The following is a 25,660-nucleotide window of genomic DNA, read 5'->3' as shown; positions in this document are numbered from 1 at the left end:
CGGGCACACGGCCCTCTCGCGATGCGGCATCGCGGTTTGCTGGCGTGCAGTTTAAGTAGGGTCCGGATTGACCAGACGAAGAGGCCACGATGTCGCCCACCGAGACGCCCGCCACCCGCACCGAGTCCGACACCTTCGGCCCGATCGAGGTCCCGGCGCATCGCTACTGGGGCGCGCAGACGCAGCGCTCGATCCAGAACTTCAAGATCGGCACCGAGAAGATGCCCGCGCCTCTCGTCCACGCCCTCGGCATGGTCAAGCAGGCCGCCGCCCTGGTGAACCAGGACCTCGGCGCCCTCGACCCGAAGGTGGCCCAGGCCATCGCGGCTTCGGCGGCCGAGGTGGTCTCCGGCGAGCACGACCAGGAATTCCCCCTGGCGGTGTGGCAGACGGGCTCCGGCACCCAGTCGAACATGAACGCCAACGAGGTGATCGCCAGCCTCGCCAACGAGCTGCTCGGCGGCAAGCGCGGCGGCAAGTCTCCGGTCCACCCCAACGACCACGTCAATCGCGGCCAGTCCTCGAACGACGTCTTCCCGACGGCGATGCACATCGCGGTCTCGCGCGAGATCAACGACCGGCTGCTGCCGGCCCTGCAGCACCTGCACGACGCGCTCCAGGCGAAGTCCGAGGCGTTCGCCGCCATCGTGAAGATCGGCCGCACCCACCTGCAGGACGCCACCCCGGTCTCCCTCGGCCAGGAATTCTCCGGCTACGTGGCGCAGGTGGCGCTCGGCACCGAGCGCGTGAAGGCGACGCTGCCCGGCGTGCTGGCGCTGGCACAGGGCGGCACGGCGGTGGGCACCGGCCTCAACGCCCATCCGGACTTCGCCGAAAAATTCGCCGCGAAGGTCGCGGAGCTGACCGGCCTGCCCTTCACCTCGGCCGCCAACAAGTTCGAGGCCCTGGCCACCCACGATGCCCTGGTCTTCACGCAGGGCGCGCTCACGGCGCTGGCCTCTGGCCTGTTCAAGATCGCCCAGGACATCCGCTTCCTCGGCTCGGGCCCGCGCTCGGGCCTCGGCGAGCTCTCGCTGCCGGAGAACGAACCCGGCTCGTCGATCATGCCCGGCAAGGTCAACCCGACCCAGTGCGAGGCGCTGACGATGGTCTGCGCCCAGGTGATCGGCAACGGCACCACGGTGAGCTTCGCCGGCAGCCAGGGCAATTTCGAGCTGAACGTGTTCAAGCCCGTCATCGCCAACGCGGTGCTGCAGTCGATCCGCATCCTCGCCGACGCGGCGGTGAGCTTCACCGACAACTGCGTCGTCGGCATCAAGGCCAACGAGGACAAGATCGCCGACCTGATGAGCCGCTCACTCATGCTGGTGACCGCGCTCGCCCCCTCGATCGGCTACGACAAGGCCGCCGAGATCGCCAAGACCGCGCACAAGAACGGCACCACCCTCAAGGAGGAGGCCCTGCGCCTCGGCTACGTCACGGCCGAGGAGTTCGAGCGCGTGGTGCGCCCCGAGACGATGCTGGCGCCCGGCGCCGCCTAGAGGAGCCCACCGGCATGGCGGAGATCATCAACCTGCGTCAGGCCCGGAAGGACCGGGCGCGGGTGGAGCGGGAGGCGAAGGCCGCGGACAACCGCATCGCCTTCGGCCGCCCGAAGAAGGCCAGGACCCTGGCGGAGGCCAAGAAGGCCATCGAGGTCTCGCGCCACGAGGGCCACAAGCTCGTGGGGCCCGAGTCGGAGGGGTGATGGGGGACGCGGCACGTGACCCTCTCCCCTCTGCGGGAGAGGGTGCCTGCGGAGCAGGCGGGAGAGGGAGCGACCTTTCCGGATATGGCGCTCCCCTCTCCCGGTCGCTCCGCGACCACCCTCCCCCGCAGAGGGGGGAGGGGCGGGTGCCGGAATGACCACCGGCATCACCAAGCGCTCCGTGATGATCGCCGGCCACCGGACCAGCGTGTCCCTGGAGGACCCGTTCTGGGATGCCCTGCGGGAGATCGCAGGCGCGCGCGGCCAGTCCGTCCAGGCCCTGATCGGCGCCGTCGATGCCGGTCGGGAGGGCCAGAACCTCTCATCCGCCCTCCGGGTGTTCGTGCTGGCGAGCGTGCGTGATCGTGCCTGACGGACGCGACGAGCTCGGGCGGCGAATGTCCCGCAGGCTGAAGGAGGCCGGCGCGCCGAAGGTCCGGCGGAAGGCGTTGGCGAAATGCGCCTGGTCGGCGAACGCCGCCTCATGGGCGGCCCCGGTGAAGTTGGCGCCGCGGACGACGGCCGCGATGGCGCGGCGCATGCGCAGCCAGCCGCGATAGCGCCGGAACGGGACACCCATGGTCGCGCTGAAGAGGTGCTGCATCCGCGACGAGGACAGGGATGCCGCCGTGGCCAGCCGTCCCGCGCTCATCCACGCTTCCGGCCGGGCGCGCAGGTCGACGAGGACCTTCGCGATCCGGGGATCGACCGGCCGATCGACCCGCCGTGCCGCGAAGCCGGAAAGGTCGGCGATGGCCTCGCCCGCCCAATCGCAGGCGTCGCGCCGCTCGAAGAGCGACCGCAACGGGCCGACCTCCCCGCCCCTGCCCACCAGGGCGCTGCCGACCGCCTCGGCCGGACCCATCAGGCCCGTCAGGGCCCACGCCCCGGCATCGGGCTCGCGATAGAGGACGCCGAGGGGAGCGCCGCCGCAATCCAGCTCGTGCGGCATCCCCGCCGGGACGAAGGCCGTGCGGCAGGTGATCCACGCCCCCGGCGCGAAGCGGATGCGGAAGGCGTCGTAGAGTCCCGCGAGATAGACCGGGGCGCCGTGCTGGTGGCTGGCATTGTACGCGAGCGGCCCCGCGAAGAGGGTGTGCGCCCCATCGACATGCCAGATCGGGAGGGACGACGCGCCGGACGGCGCAGCACGTTCGTTCAAGCTGGCCCCCTCCCGCCGCGATAGACCGTCCGCGACCGGTCCCGCACCCATCCTGACGGAACCGGCTCTCTCGGGAAACGTCCAGCGATGACCGAACTCACCCGCCGTCATCTCGCCGCGACCCTGGTCGCCGGCCTCGCCCTTCCGAGGGCCGCACGGGCGGGCATACCGACGCAAGCCCCGCCCCCGAGCCCGCCCGCCGGCCTGCGGCGGATCCGTCTCGGTGCCTTCACCGTCACTGCCCTGCGCGACGCCGACGCGGTCATCGACGGCCCCTGGCCGATCGTGGGCGAGGACCGTCCGAAGGCGGAGGTCGAGGCCCTGATGCGGGAGAACCGGCTTCCGCCGGACCGCTTCGAGCCGGGCTTCACGCCGATCCTGGTCCAGACCGGCCGCGAGACCGTCCTGTTCGACACCGGGAACGGGGCGGTGGGCTTCATCCCGCGCCCGGCCGGCGGGCAGCTGGCGCAGCGGGTGCGGCAGGCCGGCCTGTCGCCGGACGCGATCGACCTCGTGGTCCTGACGCATTGCCACACCGACCATATCGGCGGACTCTTGGAGGATGGGCGCCCGCTCTTCCCCAAGGCCAGCTACGTCATGGGCGACCGGGAATTCGCCTTCTGGAGGGACGACGATCGCCTGGCAGGCCCGCCGGACGGCAACGCGTACAAGTCGGCCCGCGTCTTCCGCAGCCACCTGCTTCCCCTCGCCGAGCACATCCGCTTCGTGTCGCCGGGCCAGACGGTGGTGCCGGGCATCGACGCCGTGGCGGCCTTCGGCCACACGCCGGGCCACCTTGCCTTTAACGTGGAAAGCGAGGGCCAGCGCCTGCTGGTCTGGGGCGACTGCGCCCATCACGAGGTCGCCTCGCTGGCTCGGCCCGACTGGCACGCCCTGTTCGACATGGACAAGGCGGCCGGCGCCGCGACCCGACGGACGATCTACGACATGGCCGCCACCGACCGCGTCCTCGTCGCCGGCTACCACACCGCCTTCCCGTCGCTCGGATACGTCGTCCGCGACGGGCTCGGGTACCGCTGGATCCCGATGGCGAACCGGAGCGAGCGCTGACGCGCCTCTACTCCGCCGCCGCCATCGTCCGGTCCGGCAGCCCCTCCAGGGCCGCCGGCTTCGGGCCGCCGGTCGCCCAGTCCAAGAGCTCCGCCGTGTGGACGATCGGGATCGCCGTGCCCTTCCCGATCTGGGTGGCGCAGCCGATGTTGCCGGTGGCGATGACGTCGGGGCGCATCCGCTCGATGTTGGCGACCTTGCGGTCCCGCAGGCGGTTGGCGATCTCGGGCTGGAGGATGTTGTAGGTGCCGGCCGAGCCGCAGCAGATGTGGCCCTCGGGCACGTCCTTCACGGTGAAGCCCGCCGTCTTCAGGAGGTTCTTCGGCTCGGTGCGGATGCCCTGGCCGTGCTGCATCGAGCAGGCCGAGTGGTAGGCGACCACGAGGTCGGTCTCGACGATCGGCGGCATCAACCCGATGGTGGCCATGTACTCGGTGACGTCCTTGGCGATGGCGGACACGCGCTTCGCCTTCTCCGCGTAGGCCGGGTCCTCGCGGAACATGAAGCCGTAATCCTTGATCGTCGTGCCGCAGCCGGAGGCGGTGACGAGTATCGCGTCGAGCCCGGCGCCGTCCATCTCGGCGATCCAGGCGTCGATGGTGCGCTGGGCCTGGGCATGCGACGAATCCGCCTTACCCATGTGGTGGGTCAGGGCGCCGCAGCAGCCCTCCCCCGCGGCCTGCACCACCTCGACCCCGTGCCGGGTCAGGAGCCGGATCGCCGCCTCGTTGAAATCGGGACGCAGCACGCTCTGGGCGCACCCGCGCAGCAAAGCCACGCGACCTCGACGCGACGGCGCGGTATACCCATGCAACGCCGCGCTCGCCTCCAGGGCCCGCGTCTCGGCCGGGAAGGTGCCGGGCCGGTCGGTGGGATTGCGGTTCGGCAGATGGGCCGGGGCGAGGTCGAGCATGGCCGCGAGGCGGTTTCCGACCCGCGGCAGGCGCGCCACCAGGGGCCGGAAGGGAGCACCGATCTTCGCCCCCAGCAGCGCCAGGCGGAAGCGGTTCGGGTAGGGCAGCACGAAGGCCAGCACGCTGCGGAGCAGCCGGTCGCTCAACGGACGCCGATAGGTTTCCTCGATATAGGTCCGCGCATGGTCGACGAGGTGCATGTAATGCACGCCCGAGGGGCAGGTCGTCATGCAGGACAGGCAGGACAGGCAGCGGTCGACATGCTTGACGACTTCCGGCACCGCCGGTTTTCCGCCTTCCAGCATGTCCTTGATCAGGTAGATCCGCCCGCGCGGGGAATCGAGTTCATCGCCGAGCAGGAGATAGGTTGGGCAGGTCGCGGTGCAGAACCCGCAATGCACGCAGGTCCGGAGGATCTTCTCGGACGCCGCCATGGCCGGATCGGCGAGCTGCGTCAGGCTGAAATTGGTCTGCACGGTGCGTCCTCGGGTCCACCCTCGTGCCGTCCATCGGGTCCGGCCCGCGTCGGCATCGTCGTTCTTGGTCCCTGCTGTTTAGAGGGTCTCGCGCCGGTTGCCGAGCCTTGGAATCGCTCCGAAGAGCGCGATCGACGCGACCTCGTCCCGCACCGCCCCTCGCTCACAGACCGGCGTACATCCGCCCCGGATTGAACAGGCCATGGGGATCATGCGCCGCCTTGATGCCCGCGGTGATCCGCATCAGGGGCTCGGCCAATGGCTCGAAGACCGGCACGGCCGCCCGGACGGCATCGGGTGCCCGCACCAGGGTCGCATGCCCACCCTGTGCGCGCACGGCCGCCCGGACGACCTCGGCGCCGGCATCGCCCCCGGCATCCGTGGCGAGCCAGACCAGCCCACCGCCCCAGTCGTAGAACCAGCGGGCGTCGCGCTGGGCGCCGATCGCGGCGGTGACGGCGGGGCCGCGGGTCGGCGCAGTGGAGATGCGCCAGACCGCGGCACTCCGCGGCTCGGCGAAGCTCGCAGCGTCGCGGATGCATGCCCAAAGCGCTGTCCCCGCCCCGCCCTCGACGATCTCGGGCTGGCCGAAGCGCTTGAGCAGGCGACGCAATTCGCCGAGACGATAATCGATCGACTCCGAGAAACCCTCGATCCGCATCAGCGTCCGCGCCGCCCCGCCTTCGATCCCGGCCGGCAGGTGAGCGGCTCCGGTCAGCTCGAAGGGCGAACCGAGGGCCGCGCTCAAGGCCGCGATGGCGCGGGCATCGTCGAGGTCCGGGAACGCGAGTGTGGCGACCCGTTCCTGAACGGGGAGCACCTTGAACGTCACTTCCGTCAGCAGACCCAGGGTGCCCCAGGAGCCGGCCATCAGCTTCACCAGGTCGAGCCCGGTGACGTTCTTCATCACCCGCCCGCCCGACTTGATCGCCTGGCCCCGTCCGTTGATGAAGCGCACGCCGATCAGGCTGTCGCGGGCGGCGCCCGCGTTGATCCGGCGCGGTCCGGAATTGTTGGCCGCCGCGACGGCGCCGAAGGTCGGTTCGCCGGTCGTGCCCATCAGGGAGCGGTGGTCCATGGGCTCGAAGGGCAGCATCTGACCGCGCGCCGCGAGGAGGGCCTGAACCTCGGCCAGGGGCGTCCCGGCCCGGGCGGCGACGACCATCTCGGCGGGCTCATAGAGCGTGATGCCGGTCAGAGCCACGCTGGAGAGCGTCGCTTCGTCCTGGGCCGGTCGGCCGATCCCGGCCTTGGTCGCTCCGCCAACGAGGCGAAGCCGCTCCGGGCTCCCGACCGCCCCGCGGACGATCTCGGCCGCGGCGCCCTCGTCGTGAGGCTCATATGTACGCATCGAATCCCACCCGATCCGGGGCACTCTGCGGCACCCTCGATCCTGTTCCTGTGGAGCCACCTTAGAGGAGGTTCACGCCGATGGCATCCGGTCAGGAACGGCTATTCGGCCGGTGCGGTCTCGGGTGGTGAACGGGTCAACCGCGCCGCCACGTGACCGCGCAGGCCCGCGATGTCGAAGAGCCAGACGAGCGCACCGTAGATCGCCATGCCGAGAGGCACGGAAAGCAGCAGCGCCCGTGTCGGCTCGATATGGCGCAGGGGTAACAGGCACAGTGCCATGGCGAGGGAGGCGATGCTGGCAGCCAGGATTTCCCACCAGGGCAGGTGCAGGCGCTGGGGTCCCGTGAGCGCACGCCAGGCCAGGATGAGGGTGGCGGCCCCGAGGCCGGCGGTCTGTGCGATCGCGATGCCCTCGGGACCGTACCGGGACGGCAGGAGCCACAGCCCGAGCCCGTTGAGGGCGAGCCCAACCAGAGCGGCGGCGATGACCGGGCGCGTGCGCCGACGAATCTGGAAGATCGGATTGAGGGCGAAGTTGGTCATCGCGAGGCAGAAGAAGCCCGGAACCATCAGCCCCGCATAAGCGGCGAAGGGGCCGCGGTAGGCCTCCGGCACCACCAGCGCCTCGAGGGCCGGGAGCACGGCCCAGAACCCGACCGCGCAGGGCAGAAGCAGCGCAACCACCACGCCGATATTGAGCCCGACCTGGCGCTCGGCCGCGGCACGCCCCTGTTCCTCCTCGACCCGGACCGCGAGCTGGAAGAGCAGCAGATCGAGGGCGGTCCCGAGGGTGCCGATGCTCCGGGTGGTGACATCGGCGGCGAGGGCGAAGTAGCCCGCCTCGGCGAGGCCCGCATGGGACGCGATGCTGCCCCGATTGAGGAACGGCAGCAGCTGGTAGATCGCGTTGGCGGTGATGAGGGGAAGGCCGTAGGCGACGAAGAGCCGCCAGGCTTCCCGCAGCTTCAGCCGTACGCGTGGAACGATCGGATCACGCAGCGGTCGATACAGCAGCAGGATCGCGAAGGCTTGGCTGATCCCGGCCGCCGTCAGAACCCAGACGGGTTGGGGGAAGAACCAGGCGGCACCCGCCATCAGCACGAAGGCGAGGCCGTTCTTCACCGCGACGAGATTGAAGTACAGACGGCCGTCGAAGCGCGCCCGGGCGAGCGCTGCGTGATAATCGAACACGCCGATGCCCAAGGCGGCGACCGCGGCGCCCGCTGTGATCGCCAGGCGGCTTCCCGCGTTGGGCTCGAGCGTGAAACCCAGTCCCGCGCAGATCAAGGCCGCCACGAAGAGACTGAGCGTGAGGGCCATGTAGGCCCGGTCCAAACCCTGCCGGATCCAGGGCTCGTCGATGCGGACCCGGGCTGAATAGAACCGTGTCGCGGACAGACGCAGCCACTCGAACAGGACGGTGTTGGCCACGATCGCACCGGCAGTCGCCAGAGCGAACAGACCGAACTCCGCTGGTCCCAGCAGCTTGGCGATGAGGAGGCCGAGGACGAAGTTCAGGCCGGCATTGAGGACGAAGGCAGCGATCACGGCCATGGCGCGACGGGTCATCCTCGGAGGCCGGCTGGACGGGGCATCGCCGCGCACAGCTCTAGCGCAGGAGGCCTGACAGTCCATTAACCGGTTACAACCAACCCCGGATGCGGAAGAATACGATCGGAATGATGGCGCTTACGAGGATGAGCACGAGGCCGTAGGGATAGCCGTAGGCCCATTCGAGTTCGGGCATGTGCTTGAAGTTCATCCCGTACATCGAGGCGATCAGGGTCGGCGGAATGCCGACCACCGATGCCACGGTGAGAACGCGGAAGGTGTTGTTCTGCTCGATGCTGATCAAGCCGAGGGTCGCGTCGAGAAGGAACTGAACGTTCTCGGAGAGCCGGATCTCGAACTCGTCGAGGGAGGCAATGTCGCGCCGCACGGCCTCGAAGCGCGGCACCTGTTCCTCGCCGAGGATATGCTCGCACTCGTTGGCCACGAAGGGCACGATCCGCTCCAGGCCGAGGAGGCTCGACCGGATCTTGCCGAGGGTCTTCCCGCGGCGTCCGATGCCACGCAGGATACGGCGCAGCGCCAGGTCGCGCCGGCGCGGCGTGTGGTTGCGCAGCTTGGTGTCCCCGGCAGGCGCACCGCTGCGGACGTCGAAATCGAAGATCCGCGTGGACAACTCGTCGAGGTCGGCGCCCATGTCCTCGAGGGAATCGGCGAGGCTGTCGACGAGCTCTTCTATCAGGAGAAGGAAGATCTCGGTTGAGGTGGTGCCCGGCCCATCGCCGGTGTCGATGCGCTTCTTGACCTCCGCGAAAGCCCGCAATTCGTGGAAGCGCACGGTGACGAGGCGGTCCCGGGTCAGCACGAAGCCCAAGGGCTTCAACTGCGTATCGAGCTTGTCGAAGGTGACCATCGGGGTTGAGAGTGAGAACCCGGTCTTCAAACGCCTCAGGCGGCTCGAATTCTCCACCTCGCTAAGGGCCTTGCGCGAAGGGACCCGGATGCCGGTGCAGGCCTCGACCCGCTCGGCCTCCTCGGCGCTCGGATCATCGAGATCGATCCATACGACCTCCGATGGATAGGCTGTCGCGGGCGCCTGTGCCTCGGGCTCGACCGCGCCCTGCGGACCATGAAGCTTGATCATCCGCGAAGGACTTTCCGGCGGCTCGTGGGATCGGGGGATGATCCTGTCGCCGGATCGTCGTCGGAGCCTGCGACAGTCTTGACTCGAACGGCTTCCGCGCCTAACTCGACGCCATCGTTAGCACTCACCCAAGGCGAGTGCTAACGGCCTGGGTTGAGCGCGCTGCCGCGCCGCATCAACGCCATCCACGAATTTGAAGCAAGAGGGCAGCTCATGAAGTTCCGTCCGCTGCACGACCGTGTCGTCGTCCGCCGCATCGAAGGCGAAGAGAAGACCAAGGGCGGCATCATCATCCCGGATACCGCCAAGGAGAAGCCGCAAGAGGGCGAGATCGTCGCCGTCGGTCCCGGCGCCCGCGATGAGGCCGGCCGGGTGAACCCGCTCGACGTCAAGGCCGGCGACCGCGTCCTGTTCGGCAAGTGGTCCGGCACCGAGGTCAAGATCGACGGTCAGGACCTCCTGATCATGAAGGAATCCGACATCATGGGCGTCGTCGCCTAAGTCGGGTTTCGGTTCTCCTCCCGTTCACGAGCCCTTCGAGGGTGCCGTCCGGCGCCTCGGGGCCCATCACTGACAAGGATCTGACATGGCAGCGAAAGAAGTCCGCTTCGCCTCCGACGCCCGCGAGAAGATGCTCCGTGGCGTCGACATCCTCGCCGACGCGGTGAAGGTCACGCTCGGCCCCAAGGGCCGCAACGTCGTCATCGAGAAGTCCTTCGGCGCCCCGCGCATCACCAAGGACGGCGTCACCGTCGCCAAGGAGATCGAGCTCGCGGACAAGTTCGAGAACATGGGCGCCCAGATGGTGCGCGAAGTGGCCTCGAAGACCAACGACATCGCGGGTGACGGCACCACCACGGCCACCGTTCTGGCGCAGGCCATCGTCCGCGAAGGCGCCAAGTACGTCGCCGCCGGCATGAACCCGATGGACCTGAAGCGCGGCATCGACCTCGCTACCACCGCCGCCGTGAAGGACATCACGAGCCGCGCCAAGAAGGTCGCCTCGTCCGAGGAAGTTGCCCAGGTCGGCACCATCTCGGCCAACGGCGACAAGGAAATCGGCGAGATGATCGCCCACGCCATGCAGAAGGTCGGCAACGAGGGTGTCATCACCGTCGAGGAGGCCAAGACGGCCGAGACCGAACTCGACGTCGTCGAGGGTATGCAGTTCGACCGCGGCTACCTCTCCCCGTACTTCATCACGAATGCGGAGAAGATGGTCGCCGAGCTCGAGGACCCCTACATCCTCATCCACGAGAAGAAGCTGTCTTCGCTTCAGGCAATGCTGCCGGTTCTCGAGGCCGTGGTGCAGACCGGCAAGCCGCTCGTCATCATCGCCGAGGACATCGAGGGCGAGGCGCTCGCTACGCTCGTGGTCAACAAGCTGCGCGGCGGCCTGAAGGTCGCGGCCGTCAAGGCTCCGGGCTTCGGCGATCGCCGCAAGGCCATGCTCGAGGACATCGCTATCCTGACCCAGGGTCAGATGATCGCCGAGGATCTCGGCATCAAGCTCGAGAACGTCACCCTCCCGATGCTCGGCCGCGCCAAGCGCATCCGCATCGAGAAGGAGACCACCACGATCATCGACGGTCTCGGCGAGAAGGCGGATATCGAAGCGCGCGTCGGCCAGATCAAGGCGCAGATCGAGGAGACCACCTCGGACTACGACCGTGAGAAGCTCCAGGAGCGTCTGGCCAAGCTCGCCGGCGGCGTCGCGGTCATCCGCGTCGGCGGCGCGACCGAGGTCGAGGTCAAGGAGAAGAAGGACCGCGTCGACGACGCGCTCAACGCCACCCGCGCTGCGGTGGAAGAGGGCATCGTCCCCGGCGGCGGCACCGCCCTCCTCCGTGCCCGTGAGGCCGTGCGTGCTCTCAAGAGCGACAACCCGGACGTCCAGGCCGGCATCAAGATCGTGCTGAAGGCCCTTGAGGCTCCGATCCGCCAGATCGCCGCGAATTCCGGCGTCGAGGGCTCGATCGTGGTCGGCAAGATCACCGACAACACGTCCTCGATCACCTTCGGCTTCAACGCCCAGACCGAAGAGTACGTCGACATGATCCAGGCCGGCATTGTCGACCCGGCCAAGGTCGTGCGCACCGCCCTGCAGGACGCCGCCTCCATCGCCGGCCTCCTCGTCACCACCGAAGCCATGATTGCCGATGCTCCGAAGAAGGACAGCGGCGCCCCGGCGATGCCGGGCGGCGGCGGCATGGGCGGCATGGACTTCTAAGGCGTCCAAACTGCACCTTATCGGAATGGGGGTCGCCGCGAGGCGGCCCCTTTTTTATCCGCGGCGCAGCCATCGGCGGCCGAATAGTCGGGACAGCAGCAGGCGCGTCAGGCGGCCTTTTTCTTTCCCCGCACCGCCTTCGCCGTAGCTGTAGGCGGTTCTCCCCCCAAAGTCGTTTCCCGTCGCTGTCGGTTGGAGCGGCGAGCCGCGGACCGGGAGGCCAGGCGAACCGGACGCGCGATACATGCGAGCGACGCAGATCGATGAGTCGCGCGTCGGCGTCCGGAAGGCATTTCCCGGCGGACACGGCAACACGCGATTGTCAGGGCTGAGCAATGTCTGCAGAGCCGAGTGGAGAGAGTCTCCGATCCCGCTATCGTCAGGCTCACGCGCGTACCACCCGCGATCTTCGCCGCACATGTCGGGGCGGCCGACGGCGCGCGCAGAAATCCAGCCCCACTTCGGCGGAAACCGGGTCGACAGAGAGGGGTGTCAGTGAGGGGAAGCCGACCGGGACCTAAGGAATCTCCGAAGCGCGAACGGTCAGACTTGTTGCCGGGATCGCACGGAAACGGATGCGCTGCCGATCGGGTGGGGGGCCCCGGTCCCTTGAAACCGGAGCCAAACAGGCCTTTGGCGCGGACCTACCGTCCGAAGATGCCCTTCAGGAATTGGGCGGTGCGGTTGCGCTTCTTCTTGCGCTCGAGTTCGTTGGCGTCCTTGACCCATGCCACCTGCACGACGCGGCGCTCGCCCTCGAAGGGCTCGTGGCCGTGCCAGGAATTGTCGGCGCGCAGGAAGGCGAACATCGTGCCCATGGTGGGCGGCACCTCGACCGCGAAGGGTTCGTAGTTCTTGCCGTCGTAGAGCACCCGCAGGCGGCCGGCGGCCGGAGCGTCCCAGGCATCGTTCATGTAGATCAGCATCGTCATCACTTTCGACGGGCCGTCGGTGTGGATCGAGCCGTATTTCAGCTGGCTGCGCTTCATGATGGTGGTGAGGCGCGGGCAAGAGACCAGGTCGATGCCGAACTTCTCGCCCATGATGCGGGAGAACGCATCGCTCTCAAGCTCGTCGATCAGCGCCTTGAAGCGACCCTTGAGGGCGACTTCGTCGACCGTGAGATAGCCGGGCTTGGCGATCGCGGGGAAATCCTGGCGGATCTCGTCGACGGCCTCGGGCTTGAGCACGTCATTGCCGAGAAAGAAACTGTAGGGCTCGCGCGAGACAGGGGCGGCCCGCACGGCATCAAGGTTGAGGATCGACAATCCCGTCATGGCTTCGACGTTCGTCCGTTCGGGCGCACCAGGCCCGGTTTGAGCGGGTGCACCTTGGGTTGGAGCGCCGCTGCGAGGGCGCAATCCCGGTGGATAGAGCGCCCGATTGCGGCAAGCGGACGGCAAGCCCTTTCCGCGCAACACGGAAACTGCCATGCTTGACCGTATCGAAACTGAAAAGTGGCGCCGAGTATCGTGACGAGACGCCTCGCACTCGCCTTCTGCGTCGCCCTGGCGACGCCGGCCAGTGCCCAGAGCCCCCTCTCGACGACCCAGCGCATGATCTGTGCCGACGCAATGGCTCTGGTGAAGACCCGAGGTTCCGTCGCGATCAGTTCCGGCGGAGCGCCCGAGCGCTTCGTACGGGACCGTAGCCAATGCAATCTCACCGAAATCGCCGAACTCCGCTTCGTGCCCACCCGGGACAACCCAGAATGCCCAATCGGCTATCGCTGCCGCGAGCCGGAATTCGGCGACTGGGACTGGTGAGACGGACCGGCGGTACGAGGATAGTCCGCCGCAGCGGTGCGCCACGATCTCGCCACGACCCGCCTGCAATGCCGATGCATGGGCGGTCCCCCCGGGGCACGGCGCCGGACGATGACTAGAACTGAGGGGAGACGCGCGTGGCCGTATTGAGGACAGGCCTCGGCCTGCAAGCCGCCGTCACGGCGCTCTTCGCCCTCGCGCTCCTGGTTTCACCCGGCGTATCCGCACCGCTCTACGTCAGTCTCAGCGGCCTTGCCATGGCAGGCATCCTGCTCGCATCGGGGCGCCTCTCGTCATACCTAAAGGTCTTCGTCTCGGTCTACGGCGTCGGCTACCTGTTCCTGGCCGGAGCCAAGCAACTGGCGGTCATGGGTTTCCTGCCCCCGACGCTCGCCGCCCTCCTGCCGCCGAGCTTCGCCGCAACCGGGGCCGTGGTGTTCGCCGGCATCGTCTTGGCGATCTCGTACCTCGAGCCGATCCGGGCGATCACGCTGATCGCGGATCCCTATTTCGCCACCACCGACAAGCCGACACGGGAGATCGGACCCTTCCGCCTGTTCGGCAGCACGGAGGGGAAGGTTGGCCAGCGCCTCGTCGCCCTGTCGATCTTCATCACCTTCGCACAGGTCGCCCTGCAGCTGCGGCTGAACTTCTGGTTCCGCGACCTGTTCAACGCCCTCCAGGAATACAATGCCGACGCCTTCTGGTACCAGTTGGTCTGGGTGTTCACGCCGCTCGCCACCATCTGGGTCGTGGTCGGCATGTTCGACACCTTCGTGGATGCTACGCTTCACATCCGCTGGCGCACCTGGCTGACCCGCAGCTTCTACGGTCGCTGGCTGGATGCCGGGACGCATTACCGGGTCCCCTTCACCGGGGAGAGTGCGGACAACCCGGATCAGCGCATCCAGAGCGACATCAATCTCTTCATCTCCCAGACCACCACGCTGTCCATCCGGCTCCTGTCTCAGGCGGCGACCCTGGTGTCCTTCATGGTCATCCTGTGGGGCCTGTCGCGCGACTTCGTGCTGCCCTTCACCGATACGGTGGTGCCGGGCTTCCTCGTCTGGCTGGTGGTCGGTTACGCGGTGGTCGGAACCTGGCTGACGCACGTCATCGGACGCCCCCTCATCGGCCTCGACTTCCGCCAGGAGAAGGTGGAGGCGGATTTCCGCTTTTCCCTGGCCCGGACCCGCATCTACGGCGAGCAGATCGCCCTCCTGCGCGGCGAGCGTGCCGAAACGGTGCGCCTGGGTAGCCTGTTCCACGCGATCGTCGACAACTACCTCGACATCATTGTCCGGCGGATCAAGCTCGGCAGCTTCACGCTGACCTACAGCCAGATCAGCGTGGTGTTTCCCTACATCCTCGCCGCGCCATCCTACTTCCTGAAGAAGATCACCCTAGGGCAGTTCCAACAGACCGGCGATGCCTTCAGCAGCGTGCAGTCCTCGCTGTCGTTCTTCATCAATTCCTACGTCACCATCGCGGCCTATCGCGCCAACACCAACCGCCTCTCCTCGTTCCGGCAGGCGATGACCAAGGCGGAGGCGATCGGAGGGACCGGCGAAGGCCTGTTCCAGGGCAACGACACCAAGGGCGACGTCACCGCTTCGAAGCTCAGCCTCGGCCTGCCGGACGGACGGGAGATCGTGGCCGCGGACGCTTTGACCATCACCAAGGGCGGCGCCACGCTTCTCACGGGTCCCTCAGGTTCCGGCAAGTCGACCCTGTTCCGTGCCATCGCGGGCATCTGGCCCTTCGCCAAGGGCCGGATCGACCTGCCCAAGGGACAGTCGGCCCTGGTCCTGCCGCAACGACCCTACATCCCCCTGGGGACCCTGCGCGGCGCCGTCGTCTACCCGAACACCACGGACATGTTCCCGGACGAGGCGATCCGCGACGCCCTGGTGGCTGCCCAGTTGCCGGCGCTCGTCGACCGTCTTGATGAGGTCGATGCCTGGGATCAGCGCCTCTCCGGCGGCGAGCAGCAGCGGCTAGCGGTGGCCCGCGCTGTCCTTGCCAAGCCCGACTGGCTGTTTCTCGACGAATCCACCGCCGCCCTGGACGAGCCGAGCGAGGCTGCGATCTACCGGATGCTGCGGGAGCGCCTGCCCGGCACCACCATCGTCTCAATCGGCCATCGGTCGACCCTGCACGCCCTGCACGAACGCCGCCTCGACATGCAGCCTGCCAATGATGGCCGGTTCGTGCCCCGCGACGTGCCGTCGCCCGTCGCCGCCGAGTAAGGTTCAGCGCAGGAACGTCACCGCGATGGGTGCCAGGATCGCGGTGAGGAACGCGTTGAACCCAAGGGCGATGCCCGCGAAGGCGCCCGCCACCTCGTTCACTTGGAAGGCGCGTGCGGTGCCTACGCCGTGGGCGGCGAGACCGGCCGCGAAGCCGCGGGCCCGCATGTCCCGGATGCGCAGGACGTTCATCAGCGGTGTGACGAGGATGCCGCCGGTCATTCCGGTGAGCATGACGATGACGGCGGCGAGCGTCGGGTCTCCGCCCAGTGTCTGAGCGATGCCCATCGCGACGCCGGTTGTCACGGATTTCGGCGCCAGTGAGACGATGACGTCACGGGGAATACCGAAAGCTTGGCCCAACAGCAGGGCCGAGCTCAGCGCGACCACCGAACCAACAACGAGGGCTGCCAGCATCGGCGCGAGAGAGCGCAGCACCGTGGCACGATACTCATAGAGGGGGATCGCCAGTGCCACGGTGGCCGGCCCCAGCAGAAAATGCACGAACTGGGCGCCCTCGAAATAGGTGGCGTAGGGCGTCTTCGTGAGCTCCAAGACGGCAGCGGTGAGCGCGATGGCGATGAGGACTGGGTTCGCGAGCGGATGGCGGCGGGTCGCCAGAGCAATCCGGTCGGCCATCACGTAAGCGAGCAGCGTCACGGTCAGCCATAGAAGCGGCGTCCGCGAGAGATAGACCCAAACGGCGAAGTCGCCGGTCACGGCCGCGCCTTCGGCTTGGCGAGCCAGCGCGAGACTGCGACGAACGTCAAGGCCGTGGCGGCCAGAGTGGTGACTGTCGAGACCACGACCACCACCGCCAACGCGATGCCGTGCACCGCCAGAACGTCGAGGCGGCCGACGATACCGGCTCCGGCCGGCACGAACATCAGCGACAGATTGGCGAGAAGCCCTTTGCCGGTACTTTCCAGGCGGCCGTCCACCAGGGGGGGCGCCAACATTCGGGGGGCCAGGTGGGTGGCTCGATCCCGCATAACCAGGAATAGCAGCAGCAACGCCATGCCGATCAGGGGTCCGGGCACAGGCAGGTGGCTCGACCGCGCCAGCGCCTCGCCGATGAGCTGTACCAGGAGGATCAGAGTGAGGCTGAGAATCATCGTGGCAGCGCGCTCAACTGAGCGAGACCTGCCCTTCCGCGGCACTGCGCCGGGCCTCACCGATGGCAGCCTCATCGAGGCCGAGAAGGCCGCCGAGACGCCAGACCAGGGCCTCCTCAAACTCGTGAACGCTGCCGTCCGCTCCGGCCACAGACCAAGCCATGGCAAGGAGGCGGGCCCGCCGATCCGGCCCGACCTCGTGCCCAATCATCTCGACGAGTTGTGCCATGTCGCGGGTCTGGGCGTCGAACGCGGCGGCCCGCGCGATTAGCGCCTCAGCCTCCGCCCTGGTCTCTGTGAACCGGCCCTCGACCAGACGGCCGAGGCGCTCGGTCTCTTCGGGGGCGAGGATACCGTCGGCCCGCGCCACATGCACGAGGAGCGCGATCGCTGCCAAGCGCTCATCGGCCTCCTCAGCCGCCGTGGCATGGCTTCCGAGACCGAAGGATTCGGCGGCATAGGCGCGGAGTCGGGCAATCAGGGACATGGAGATCCTCGGAACGCCGCGAATCCTTCGAGGTCGACCACCGGGCCGTCAAGCAACCGGCGGTGTCGCCGTCACGATGCCCCGGCACCGTGGCCGTGCTGCACCGCTTTTCGCCGCGCATTCCACCGCCCACAATGCCGGTCAAAGCTTGCCATTCCACGCCACGACCGATATGACCCTCCCCCGAACGGTCCCGTTGGACATCAGCGTCCGATCAGGAACCGCGCCGCAATAGCTCAGCTGGTAGAGCACCTCATTCGTAATGAGGGGGTCGGGGGTTCGAATCCCTCTTGCGGCACCACCGTTCTTCTTGTTTTAGCAAACACTTAGCCCAGCCGACGGGATCCTGTTTGTGCCTGTCATTTGCAGTGGGCAGCACGCGGGCAGCACATTTTCTGCACCGAATCACGATCAGGTGCGATGTTCGAACGCAGGCTGTGCCTGATGTTTCCGTTGCCCATGCCCTGGCATCTGCCTTCCGCAATCCGTTCGGCCTGCAGGATCGGCCCCGCCCGCGGTGCCGTCGCTCTTGGCAAGCCAATGTCGACCCGTCGGAACGCAGAAGCCCATCCTAAATTTGCCAATCGGAACCGATTTATGCAGAATTGCTTAACTACGTTCGGAAACGCACGCCTAACCGAATCGTGGTGAAGTTTACTCCTGCTGTGCGACACGGTGAGAATCTGCCGGCCGTAGCACGGCCTAAGGGCTGGAGCGCTTTGTAGGGTTCTTGGCAGGCCCTACCGCAGCAGGAGTTCAGGGGCGCCTCTCGGGGCGCCCCTTTCTTATTCTGTATAGAATTTTATTACTGCACCGCGCCTCATGATCGATCTTGTAGCGCGGGGATTAGTTCGATGAAAAGCAGTTAGCCACAGTTCCGGACCAGATGAAGCGCGTTTAACGACCGCTTTATACCGCTGACCGCCACCCGGCACCGGAGATAACACAACTCTACAGCGTGGCTCATTGCGTTCCGCGACCCATAAACCGTGTCGCAGGATGAATGGCAGCTGCAAAAAATCGTAATCATCCAGATCTGGGTGCCTGTGACGGATCTTATCGTACGATTCACGCGAAAGATTAACCGCCCGAAATTCGGTCGCGAGATCGTCAGCAACGATTTCTGGAATATCGCCCACATGCACTGAGGTGAGGTATGGACCACATCGCAGGCTGTGCAGCCGACTCAACTCTAAGGGCATGCAAAGCGAGGGAATCAGCGGCTCGGCAGCGAGTCAATGAAAACGCTGATCTAGTCACGTATATTCACACGCTCGGTCCACCGGGTGGGGCACCGTGAACAGAGTTGGCTCCCCATCGGTGGGATCGCGAAGCAGTAAGATCGCCCCTGCTCAAGCATGCGCCGTAGGCAGCTCAGTCACCTGCGTCGTGTAGCGCGGCGAGCGCATCTCAAACTTCGTCGACCATGTCCGCTTCTCCGTCAGGCCGGCCCGGGCCGGCACGACGGCGCCCCGGCCGAAGCGTGCGTTGCAGGCGTCCATGGCGGCCATCAGCGGTGCGCTGCGCTCGCGGTCGAACTGGCCGATCAGCGCTCGCGGCGCGTCCTCCAGCAGCTTCAGGTCGGTGGTGATGACACCAGCCTTGCTGTAGCGCCAAGGCCGGTCGCCCGGGGCCTCGCGCCAGGTACGTGATACCCCAGCCTGCGCCGCCTTGATGAGGGCCAGCGTGTCGTTTGTGGCCTCCGGCAACGTCACGGTCGTGGAGACCGAGCGCATCGGGTTGCCCCGGTCGTGCTCGCTCGTGTGGTAGAAAACCGAGACGTGGGTGGTGCCGAGCCCGCCGCGCCGCGCTTCTCGCCAAGGCGCGTCGCATGCGTGGCCACCGCCTGCTCCAGGGTCTCGCGCTCGGTGATGCGGCGGGAGAACGAGCGAGTAACCGCGCAGCCCTTGCGCTGGGCCGGAAGGAGCTCGAGAGGCAGGCAGGCGAGGCCCCGCAGCTCGTAGATGATGCGCTCGCCTACCACCGTCATCGCCTTGCGCACCGGCCGTGGGTCGAGGTCGCGCAGGTCGGCGACCGTATCGACACCGAGACCGATGAGCTTGGCGAGCGAGGCCCGGCCTATGCCCCAGACCTCGGCCACCGAGATCCGGCAGAGCCAGTGATCGTAGGCTACCGGATCGGTGAGGTCGCAGACGCTGAGTCCGCCAAGCGGCCAGGGAGCCGCCGTGCGCTCGACGAAATTCGATATCCAGCGAACGCACCACTACCAGTCTTCACCCATTGCCTAATGATCCCTTCATAGTCGGGATGATCTGGTATTTGTGTTTTCGTTTATATTTATGTAGGAGAAAGCAGAAAGTTAATTTCAGATCAGCATCATATGTTGAAACGCATCGAAGGTGTGCATCTGCTTCGCAATCCGGTGAATATCGATCCCCGCGGGACGTTGGTAGCGCTTGAGCAATTTAACAGCCTACCGTTTGTCCCTAAGCGCGTATTTTTTATGTCGGTGCAGAAGCCTGGGACCGCGCGCGGCGGCCATGCCAATTCTTGCGACGAGTTCCTCGTCGTTCTGAAGGGATCTGTCCTCGTTGAAGTCGACAATGGGGATGAATGCGCGGGCATTCGCCTGGAACGGTACGACCAGGGGCTCTGGATTCGCGCCGGCATCCTGATTCACCTACGCGAATTCGAGACCGACACGATTCTGCTCGTCTGCGCCTCTGAGCTCTACGAGGATACCCGGCACTACGACAGCGCGCAGCCGGATCTGTACCTGGCGGATTGCCACGCATGACGATTCCGCAGGCGGCGCCTCCGCGGCGCATCGCCCGCTTCCGGGAGGAGATCGACCGCGCGATCGCCTCTGTGCTCGGCGGCGGCACCTACATCCTCGGGCAGTCGGTGGCAGATTTCGAGGCGGCCTTCGCCACCAGCGCCGGGCTGCCGCACGGGATTGGCGTCGCCTCAGGCACGGAGGCGCTGGCGCTCGCCCTGCGCGCCCTGGGGATCGGCCCCGGCGACGAGGTCATCGCGCCGGCACTCACCTTCGCCGGGACGGCCCAGGCAATCCTCCAGTGCGGCGCGCTGCCCCGCCTCGTCGACGTCGACCCCGTGACGCGCTGCATCGATCCGACGGCGGTCTCCGCTGCGATCGGCCCGCGCACGGCCGCGATCCTGCCCGTGCACCTATTCGGCCACGCAGCTGATATGCCGGCCTTGATGGCGATTGCCGAGCGCCGTGGTCTCGCCGTGGTCGAGGATTGCGCGCAGAGCCACGGCGCCCATCTCGATGGGCGGCCACTCGGCAGCTTCGGGCACGCGGCCGCCTACTCCTTCTACCCAACAAAGAACCTCGGTTGCGTCGGCGACGGCGGCGCGATCCTGACCCGCGACGCGGCCCTCGCCGAGCGTCTAAGGGCTCTACGCCAGTACGGCTTCTCAAGTCCCGAGCGCGTATGCGAGGGTCTCGGCTTCAACTCGCGCCTCGACGAAATCCAGGCCGCGATCCTGCTGGCCCTGCTGCCGCATCTCAATGCCGGGAACGCCGAGCGTCGCGCCATCGCGGTGCGCTACCGGGAGAGCCTGAGCCTACCTGGCCTTGCCCTTCCGCCAGACGCGACCGGCAGCATCTATCACCAGTTCGCCATCACCCATCCCGAGCGCGACCGGCTGATGCGGCATCTCGCTGAAGCCGGCATCGGCACCGCCGTGCACTACGCCCCCGGCCTACACCGACATCCGGCCTTTCAGGAAGCTACCGCTGGCGCCCTGCCTGTCACTGACGCGCTCGCCGCGACCCTTCTCAGCCTGCCGATCCAGCCTGAGATCGCCGCCGAAGCGCCGGAGGCGGTCGCAGACGCGCTCCGTACCTTCGCACCCGAGGCCCAAGCATGACGCGTGTTGTCCTGTACGGCGTTGGCTCTCCTGTCGTGGCTGACGTGGAGGAGAGCCTGCACCGAGCCGGGTTTGCACTTGCCGCTGGTATCCGGAACCGGCCAGTCGTTAGCCATCTCTCGGAAGACGCCCACGAAGTGGCTCTTCAAGAAGCGGGAGATGATCTCCGCGCCTTGCCCTACCTCGTACCGCTGTTCACCCCCGCGCACCGCCAGCAAGCGGCGTGCGAGGCATTGCAGGCTGGATTCGAACAGCCATTCATCCTGGTCGATCCGAGCGTTACGGCTCCGCGCCGGATCGACCTCGGGCCGGGCTGCTACGTCAACGGCGGCTGCAGCCTCGGCGCGGCGAGCCGGTTCGGCGCCTTCGTCTTCGTCAACCGCGGGGCGAGCATCGGCCACCACGCGGACCTCGCCGAGTTCGTCTCGATCGGGCCGGGCGTCGTCCTAGCGGGCCACGTCACAATGGGCCGCGGCAGCGTCGTCGGTGCCGGCGCCACCATCTTGCCGGAGCGGACGATCGGCGCGAACGCCGTTGTGGGCGGCGGGGCGGTGGTCACGCGGGACGTGCCGGAGCGCTGCCTCGTCCTCGGCAATCCGGCGCGCATCGTTCGCCGCGACATCGGCGGCTATCAGGGTCTGGCCGTGACATGACGAAGCCCGTCGTCCACCTCTACACGGTTTGCTGGGACGAGGCCGACATGCTCGGCTTCTTCTTCCGCCACTACGACAGTTTCGTCGACCGCTATGTCGTTTACGACGACGGCTCAACGGACGGCTCCAGCGAGATCCTGGCGGCGCACCCGAAGGTCGAACTGCGCGCCTTCACCCGGGTAGAGGCAGGATCCTTCGTGCTCTCCCACAAGGCCATGCAGGACGAAGCTTGGAAGCAGAGCCGGGGCGTGGCCGACTGGGTGGTCGTCACGGCGATCGATGAGCACCTTCACGTCCGTGGGCGGGCAATGGCGGAGTACCTCGCCGAGCAGGCGGCGCTCGGCGTCACCCTGATCCCCGCTCTCGGTTTCGACATGAACCATTCGGAGATGCCCGCCGATCATGGCTTGCTCGTCGACCGAGTCACCCGCGGCCGCCCGCGGATCGCCTTTAACAAGCTCAGCGTGTTCAGACCCGAGGCTGTGCTCGAGAGCGGGTTCGGGCCAGGGCGCCACGCCGCCGAGCCGCAGGGTGATCTGCGCCTGCCGGCCCGCGACGTTCTGATGCTCTGGCACTATAAGCATCTCGGCTTCGCGCGGAACGCCGCGCGCGAGGCCGCGCAGGCGGAGCGCCTTGGTGCGATCGACCGCGCGAAGGGCTACGGTCAGCACTATCTGTGGGGCGAGACGCGGCTGCGCACATTTTGGGACGAGATGGAGCGCGAGGCGTGCGACCTCTCGGCCAAGGGGTTCGACCCGGCCGCGGAGGCGGTCCAGCCGCTCTGGTGGGAAGAGCGTTCAGACATCGTCCGCGCGCCGGCCCAGTACCGCCCGCCCGCACAGGCAGCCCGCTCGGCGCCGGCCGTGTCGGTGCTCATCAAGAGCTACAACCACGCGCCCTACGTGGCGCAAACCATCCAGAGCGTCCTTGATCAGTCGTTTCAGGATTTCGAGATCGTCGTCACGGACGACGCTTCGACCGACGCCACCGCGGAGATCGTGGCCGGCTTCGCGGATCCCCGTATTCGCCTGGAGATTCTCCCCCATAACCACGGCATTTCGGGGGCTATGAACGCAACGATCACCCGTGCCCGCGGACATTACTTGGCAATCTTGAACTCTGATGACTGGGCATTGCCTGGCCGGCTTGCCCGCCAAGTCGCGTTCCTGGATGGCAATCCAGCCGTCTCGGCGGTGTTCGGAATGCCGCGGACTGTCGACGAGGCCGGCACGCTGACCGTACCCTTTAACGATTTCCGTGCACCCTTGCGCTTGTCCGATTTCTCGCGCCGCTCCTGGCTGCGGCAGTTCTTCTTTCACGGCAACTGTCTATGCGCACCGACCGCGATGATCCGGCGCTCCGCCTATGAGGCAGTCGGCGCCTACGACCCTCGCCTGACAAACTACCAGGATCTGGATATGTGGATCCGGATGCTCGCCGCTGGGCAGGACCTCCACGTACTAGACGAGGAACTGACGGCGTTCCGCATCCGTGCGGGCGACGCCAACATGAGCGCGCCGCGAACTGACACGCATCTGCGCTCCGCCTTTGAGATAACGAAACTTCTACGTCACTACGCGAATTTCGACCGATCGACTTTCGAGGAGGTGTTTGGTCCAAACTCGTCCCATGATGACGGCGAAGTATTTCACTATGATATGCCGATACCCCTTCGAGTTGCAGACCTTGCATCCCGCATCCCGCGCGTCGAATACCAACACTTCGCCCTTGAGATCCTCTACCAAAGCGCTGAGCGACAGGAAGACTTTGATCGGCTTCGGAACCGGTCAGGCGAGATCGACGCTTTCGGGCTACGGGCGATCACTGATCGCGACCGCGAGATCCATGACCTAAGCATTCGCACCGGAATAGGGTTCACCTACCCAGCAAGTAGGACCGATTGCCGATCTCTCGAGGAGCCCACCTTCCTCTACCGGGTCGTCCTTGGACGCAATCCAGACGACTCCGGGCTCAGGAATTTTCGGAACCAATTGAGCGAAGGGCGGAGCCTTCGATCTGTGGCTCAGAATTTTATCCATTCGGACGAGTTTAAGTCGCTCAAAGGGAAAAGCGACGGTACGGCTCTTCTATGTTGGCAGGCAGTCCGCCGCCCGCCGAATGCACAGGAGCGGGATCTACCTCTAGCCGACCTTGCAGTCGCGCTCGTCCAATCGCCAGAGACTGCGAGCCGGCATTCAGTTCTCTCAGCGGTCTATCCGGACGGTGTACCTGTAAACGCTCCACACCTTTATGCGTGGTGGAACAATGAGCGCGAGCGGCTTAGTTCACTCATGACGGAACTGAGTGACGCTGTGGCAAGTGCGTCCCTCTCAGTCATCATGCTGATAGATCGACCGCTGGACCTTAACGAACAGAATATTCTCGTAAAAATGGCGCAGGACTTTGCCGCCTACGGCCAACTAGTTCTTGCCCCTATCGATATCTTCAGCTCGCTGTGTTGTCGTAAGATCTGCAATGAATCGGCGGGGAAGCCTGTATCCATGGTCAACGCTTGGTGGCCAAGATCTCCAGAAGAAGCAATTAGCCAAGCTCAGGGTCGGTGTCAGGGAACGTTCACTTGCATCATTAATCGTGGAGACTCAATCGCGACTAAAAGGGTTGCCGAGCTCCTCCCGCTACTCTCGCAAGCTGATGTCCTGCTCTGCGATGAAGACGTCCGAACCCTCGGTGGCCAATTGCGCGACCCTGCTCTCAACGGTCGATGGGATCCCGATGCGTGCCTAAGCCGTCCCCCCTCTGCCCTCATCCTATTCCGAACGAGTCTGATCAGGGGGGGCGAGGGTTGGCGTGGCCCGTCTGAAGAGAAGCATGCGTGCCGCTTACTTCAATGGGATCTTCTGTTGCGTATCAGTCACCACAGGCGAGATGCTCGAATTCAAAACGCGCCAATCGTCATGGTTCATCGGGAGGAGATGCCGAAGCACGCCCAAAGTCCCTCATCAAGCATTTTGGAAACGATCGCCGGACGCTTTTTGAGGGAATCCAGTCAGGCCTCAACCGTCAAAGCGATACGATCCTCTCCAGGCGTCCTACGCCTACACTACCAGCACCCAAACACGCCGAAGGCTTCGATCATCGTGCCGACCCGTGATAGAGTGGATCTCCTGAGGCCTTGTGTCGAGAGCATACTCTCACGAACTCAATACCCCAACTTCGAAGTGCTCGTCGTGGACAACGAGAGCTGCGAGCCAGCCTCGCACAGTTTTTTGAGAGAAGCAGCGTCAGACTCTCGCTTTCGTTCAATATCATGTGGGGGTGTTTTCAACTGGGCGCGCAGCAATAACGTCGGTGCAGATCAGACCGATGGAGAAATTCTGATATTTCTCAACAATGACACTGTTATTATCAATAAAGACTGGCTAGACGAGCTCGTAAGTCAGTCGCTCCGGCCGGAGGTCGGGGTTTCTGGCGCCAAGCTTTATTTTCCAGATGATAAAGTACAGCATGCTGGCATTGAAGTGCGCCCAGATGGAGCCGCCCGGCATGTTTGGCGGGGCGCCTTGCGTGAAGACTTTGGCTACCTCGACCAGCTTCGGATCGTTCGTAACGTATCTGCAGTTACGGGAGCCTGCATGGCATTGCGTCGATCTGTTTTTCGCGAGCTCAGTGGCTTCAATGAAAAATTGCGTGTGGCCTGGAATGACATAGACTTCTGCATACGTGCAATTAAGAACGGCTACCGCATTATTTGGACTCCCCATTCAGAGCTGTACCACTACGAAGGTGCAACACGAGCATTTGATCAGTCCCCTCAAGACGAGGCGCGGCACGTAAGTGAACGAGAACATGTTTTAAGAGAACATCGGTCAATATTATCAGATATTGGCTTTCAAAATCCAAATATTATAACAGACCGTGACCTACCTTATCTGTCAACGAGCGCTCTGCGTACGCTTGCTATGTCTGATAAGGCACCGCCAATAAGCAATTGATGCGTCCAGACG

21 protein-coding genes, 1 tRNA gene and 1 pseudogene are annotated in these 25,660 nt (G+C 65.9%); 13 read left to right on the top strand and 10 right to left on the bottom strand.

Annotated features, from left to right (window positions below; all coding sequences use genetic code 11):
- Positions 1 to 89 precede the first annotated feature (89 nt).
- From fumC to ASF18_RS16340, 3 genes are all read left to right on the top strand, one after another.
- Positions 90 to 1,502, top strand: a complete 1,413-nt coding sequence (fumC, locus tag ASF18_RS16350) for a class II fumarate hydratase (RefSeq protein ID WP_056211512.1) — start codon at positions 90 to 92, stop codon at positions 1,500 to 1,502.
- 14 nt (positions 1,503 to 1,516) lie between these two features.
- Positions 1,517 to 1,708 (top strand): DUF4169 family protein, encoded by a 192-nt coding sequence (locus tag ASF18_RS16345; protein WP_056273581.1) that lies wholly within the window; start codon positions 1,517 to 1,519, stop codon positions 1,706 to 1,708.
- A gap of 154 nt (positions 1,709 to 1,862) precedes the next feature.
- Positions 1,863 to 2,081 carry a ribbon-helix-helix domain-containing protein gene (locus ASF18_RS16340; RefSeq protein WP_056211508.1) on the top strand — a complete coding sequence of 73 codons (219 nt, stop codon included), beginning with the start codon at positions 1,863 to 1,865 and terminating at the stop codon, positions 2,079 to 2,081.
- Here the strand turns inward: ASF18_RS16340 and ASF18_RS16335 are convergent.
- Complete coding sequence (locus tag ASF18_RS16335; RefSeq protein ID WP_156649888.1) at positions 2,031 to 2,870, bottom strand: AraC family transcriptional regulator; 840 nt, start codon at positions 2,868 to 2,870, stop codon at positions 2,031 to 2,033. The two genes, ASF18_RS16340 and ASF18_RS16335, sit on opposite strands and share 51 nt — an antisense overlap.
- Before the next feature lie 87 nt (positions 2,871 to 2,957).
- On the opposite strand from ASF18_RS16335, the gene ASF18_RS16330 reads away from it, so the two are divergent.
- Positions 2,958 to 3,941 (top strand): MBL fold metallo-hydrolase, encoded by a 984-nt coding sequence (locus tag ASF18_RS16330; protein ID WP_082487644.1) that lies wholly within the window; start codon positions 2,958 to 2,960, stop codon positions 3,939 to 3,941.
- 7 nt (positions 3,942 to 3,948) lie between these two features.
- On the opposite strand, the gene ASF18_RS16325 is transcribed toward ASF18_RS16330, so the two are convergent.
- From ASF18_RS16325 to ASF18_RS16310, 4 genes are all read right to left on the bottom strand, one after another.
- Positions 3,949 to 5,331, bottom strand: coding sequence for a heterodisulfide reductase-related iron-sulfur binding cluster (locus tag ASF18_RS16325; protein WP_056211501.1), 1,383 nt, complete (start codon positions 5,329 to 5,331; stop codon positions 3,949 to 3,951).
- 163 nt (positions 5,332 to 5,494) lie between these two features.
- Complete coding sequence (locus ASF18_RS16320) at positions 5,495 to 6,682, bottom strand: FAD-binding protein (RefSeq protein ID WP_056353095.1); 1,188 nt, start codon at positions 6,680 to 6,682, stop codon at positions 5,495 to 5,497.
- A 101-nt stretch (positions 6,683 to 6,783) separates the two neighbouring features.
- Positions 6,784 to 8,238: a lipopolysaccharide biosynthesis protein gene (locus tag ASF18_RS16315; RefSeq protein WP_056353093.1), complete on the bottom strand. Its 1,455-nt coding sequence runs from the start codon at positions 8,236 to 8,238 to the stop codon at positions 6,784 to 6,786.
- A gap of 88 nt (positions 8,239 to 8,326) precedes the next feature.
- Complete coding sequence (locus tag ASF18_RS16310) at positions 8,327 to 9,337, bottom strand: magnesium transporter CorA family protein (protein ID WP_056353091.1); 1,011 nt, start codon at positions 9,335 to 9,337, stop codon at positions 8,327 to 8,329.
- 213 nt (positions 9,338 to 9,550) lie between these two features.
- On the opposite strand from ASF18_RS16310, the gene groES reads away from it, so the two are divergent.
- Together groES and groL are read left to right on the top strand one after the other, a co-directional pair.
- Entirely contained in the window at positions 9,551 to 9,838 is a 288-nt protein-coding gene (gene groES / locus ASF18_RS16305) for a co-chaperone GroES (RefSeq protein WP_018042554.1), read from the top strand.
- 85 nt (positions 9,839 to 9,923) lie between these two features.
- Positions 9,924 to 11,567 (top strand): chaperonin GroEL, encoded by a 1,644-nt coding sequence (gene groL / locus ASF18_RS16300; RefSeq protein WP_056273599.1) that lies wholly within the window; start codon positions 9,924 to 9,926, stop codon positions 11,565 to 11,567.
- Between the two features lie 644 nt (positions 11,568 to 12,211).
- Here groL and ASF18_RS16295 read toward each other — a convergent pair.
- The gene (locus tag ASF18_RS16295; RefSeq protein WP_055956504.1) at positions 12,212 to 12,844 is read right to left on the bottom strand and encodes a 2OG-Fe(II) oxygenase; all 633 of its coding nucleotides are present in this window, start codon (positions 12,842 to 12,844) and stop codon (positions 12,212 to 12,214) included.
- A gap of 195 nt (positions 12,845 to 13,039) precedes the next feature.
- Here ASF18_RS16295 and ASF18_RS16290 point away from each other — a divergent pair, with 195 nt between their 5' ends.
- The gene (locus ASF18_RS16290) at positions 13,040 to 13,333 is read left to right on the top strand and encodes a hypothetical protein (protein ID WP_156389580.1); all 294 of its coding nucleotides are present in this window, start codon (positions 13,040 to 13,042) and stop codon (positions 13,331 to 13,333) included.
- Between the two features lie 137 nt (positions 13,334 to 13,470).
- A complete protein-coding gene (locus ASF18_RS16285) occupies positions 13,471 to 15,582 on the top strand; it encodes an ABC transporter ATP-binding protein/permease (protein WP_056353089.1) in 2,112 nt (703 codons plus the stop codon).
- Positions 15,583 to 15,585: 3 nt separating this feature from the next.
- On the opposite strand, the gene ASF18_RS16280 is transcribed toward ASF18_RS16285, so the two are convergent.
- Genes ASF18_RS16280 through ASF18_RS16270 form a run of 3 tightly spaced genes read right to left on the bottom strand, consistent with a single transcriptional unit; the run spans position 15,586 to position 17,184 of the window.
- A complete protein-coding gene (locus ASF18_RS16280) occupies positions 15,586 to 16,302 on the bottom strand; it encodes an LrgB family protein (protein WP_056353088.1) in 717 nt (238 codons plus the stop codon).
- On the bottom strand, positions 16,299 to 16,697 hold the full coding sequence (locus ASF18_RS16275; RefSeq protein WP_056353085.1) for a CidA/LrgA family protein: 399 nt from the start codon (positions 16,695 to 16,697) through the stop codon (positions 16,299 to 16,301). The genes ASF18_RS16280 and ASF18_RS16275 overlap by 4 nt, the downstream gene beginning before the upstream one ends.
- A 13-nt stretch (positions 16,698 to 16,710) precedes the next feature.
- Positions 16,711 to 17,184 (bottom strand): TerB family tellurite resistance protein, encoded by a 474-nt coding sequence (locus tag ASF18_RS16270; protein WP_056218101.1) that lies wholly within the window; start codon positions 17,182 to 17,184, stop codon positions 16,711 to 16,713.
- 225 nt (positions 17,185 to 17,409) lie between these two features.
- Here ASF18_RS16270 and ASF18_RS16265 point away from each other — a divergent pair.
- A tRNA-Thr gene (locus ASF18_RS16265) sits at positions 17,410 to 17,485 on the top strand.
- A 1,051-nt stretch (positions 17,486 to 18,536) separates the two neighbouring features.
- On the opposite strand, the pseudogene ASF18_RS16260 reads toward ASF18_RS16265, so the two are convergent.
- Positions 18,537 to 19,339, bottom strand: a pseudogene (locus ASF18_RS16260) (DUF4113 domain-containing protein); the annotation flags it as partial.
- 186 nt (positions 19,340 to 19,525) lie between these two features.
- Here ASF18_RS16260 and ASF18_RS16255 point away from each other — a divergent pair.
- From ASF18_RS16255 to ASF18_RS23145, 4 genes are read left to right on the top strand one after another with little or no spacing between them, the layout of a single operon-like run.
- Positions 19,526 to 19,942 carry an FdtA/QdtA family cupin domain-containing protein gene (locus tag ASF18_RS16255; protein WP_056353083.1) on the top strand — a complete coding sequence of 139 codons (417 nt, stop codon included), beginning with the start codon at positions 19,526 to 19,528 and terminating at the stop codon, positions 19,940 to 19,942.
- Positions 19,939 to 21,042: a DegT/DnrJ/EryC1/StrS family aminotransferase gene (locus tag ASF18_RS16250; protein WP_056353081.1), complete on the top strand. Its 1,104-nt coding sequence runs from the start codon at positions 19,939 to 19,941 to the stop codon at positions 21,040 to 21,042. The genes ASF18_RS16255 and ASF18_RS16250 overlap by 4 nt, the downstream gene beginning before the upstream one ends.
- Positions 21,039 to 21,695: an acetyltransferase gene (locus ASF18_RS16245; RefSeq protein WP_056353079.1), complete on the top strand. Its 657-nt coding sequence runs from the start codon at positions 21,039 to 21,041 to the stop codon at positions 21,693 to 21,695. The genes ASF18_RS16250 and ASF18_RS16245 overlap by 4 nt, the downstream gene beginning before the upstream one ends.
- Entirely contained in the window at positions 21,692 to 25,648 is a 3,957-nt protein-coding gene (locus tag ASF18_RS23145) for a glycosyltransferase (RefSeq protein WP_082487642.1), read from the top strand. Before ASF18_RS16245 ends, ASF18_RS23145 begins: the two co-directional genes overlap by 4 nt.
- Positions 25,649 to 25,660: the final 12 nt, after the last annotated feature.

Source organism: Methylobacterium sp. Leaf89 (genome assembly GCF_001422215.1).
Taxonomy (GTDB): Bacteria; Pseudomonadota; Alphaproteobacteria; order Rhizobiales; family Beijerinckiaceae; genus Methylobacterium.
Note: the sequence above shows the minus strand (reverse complement) of the source record. Positions and strands in the feature narration are given on the sequence as shown.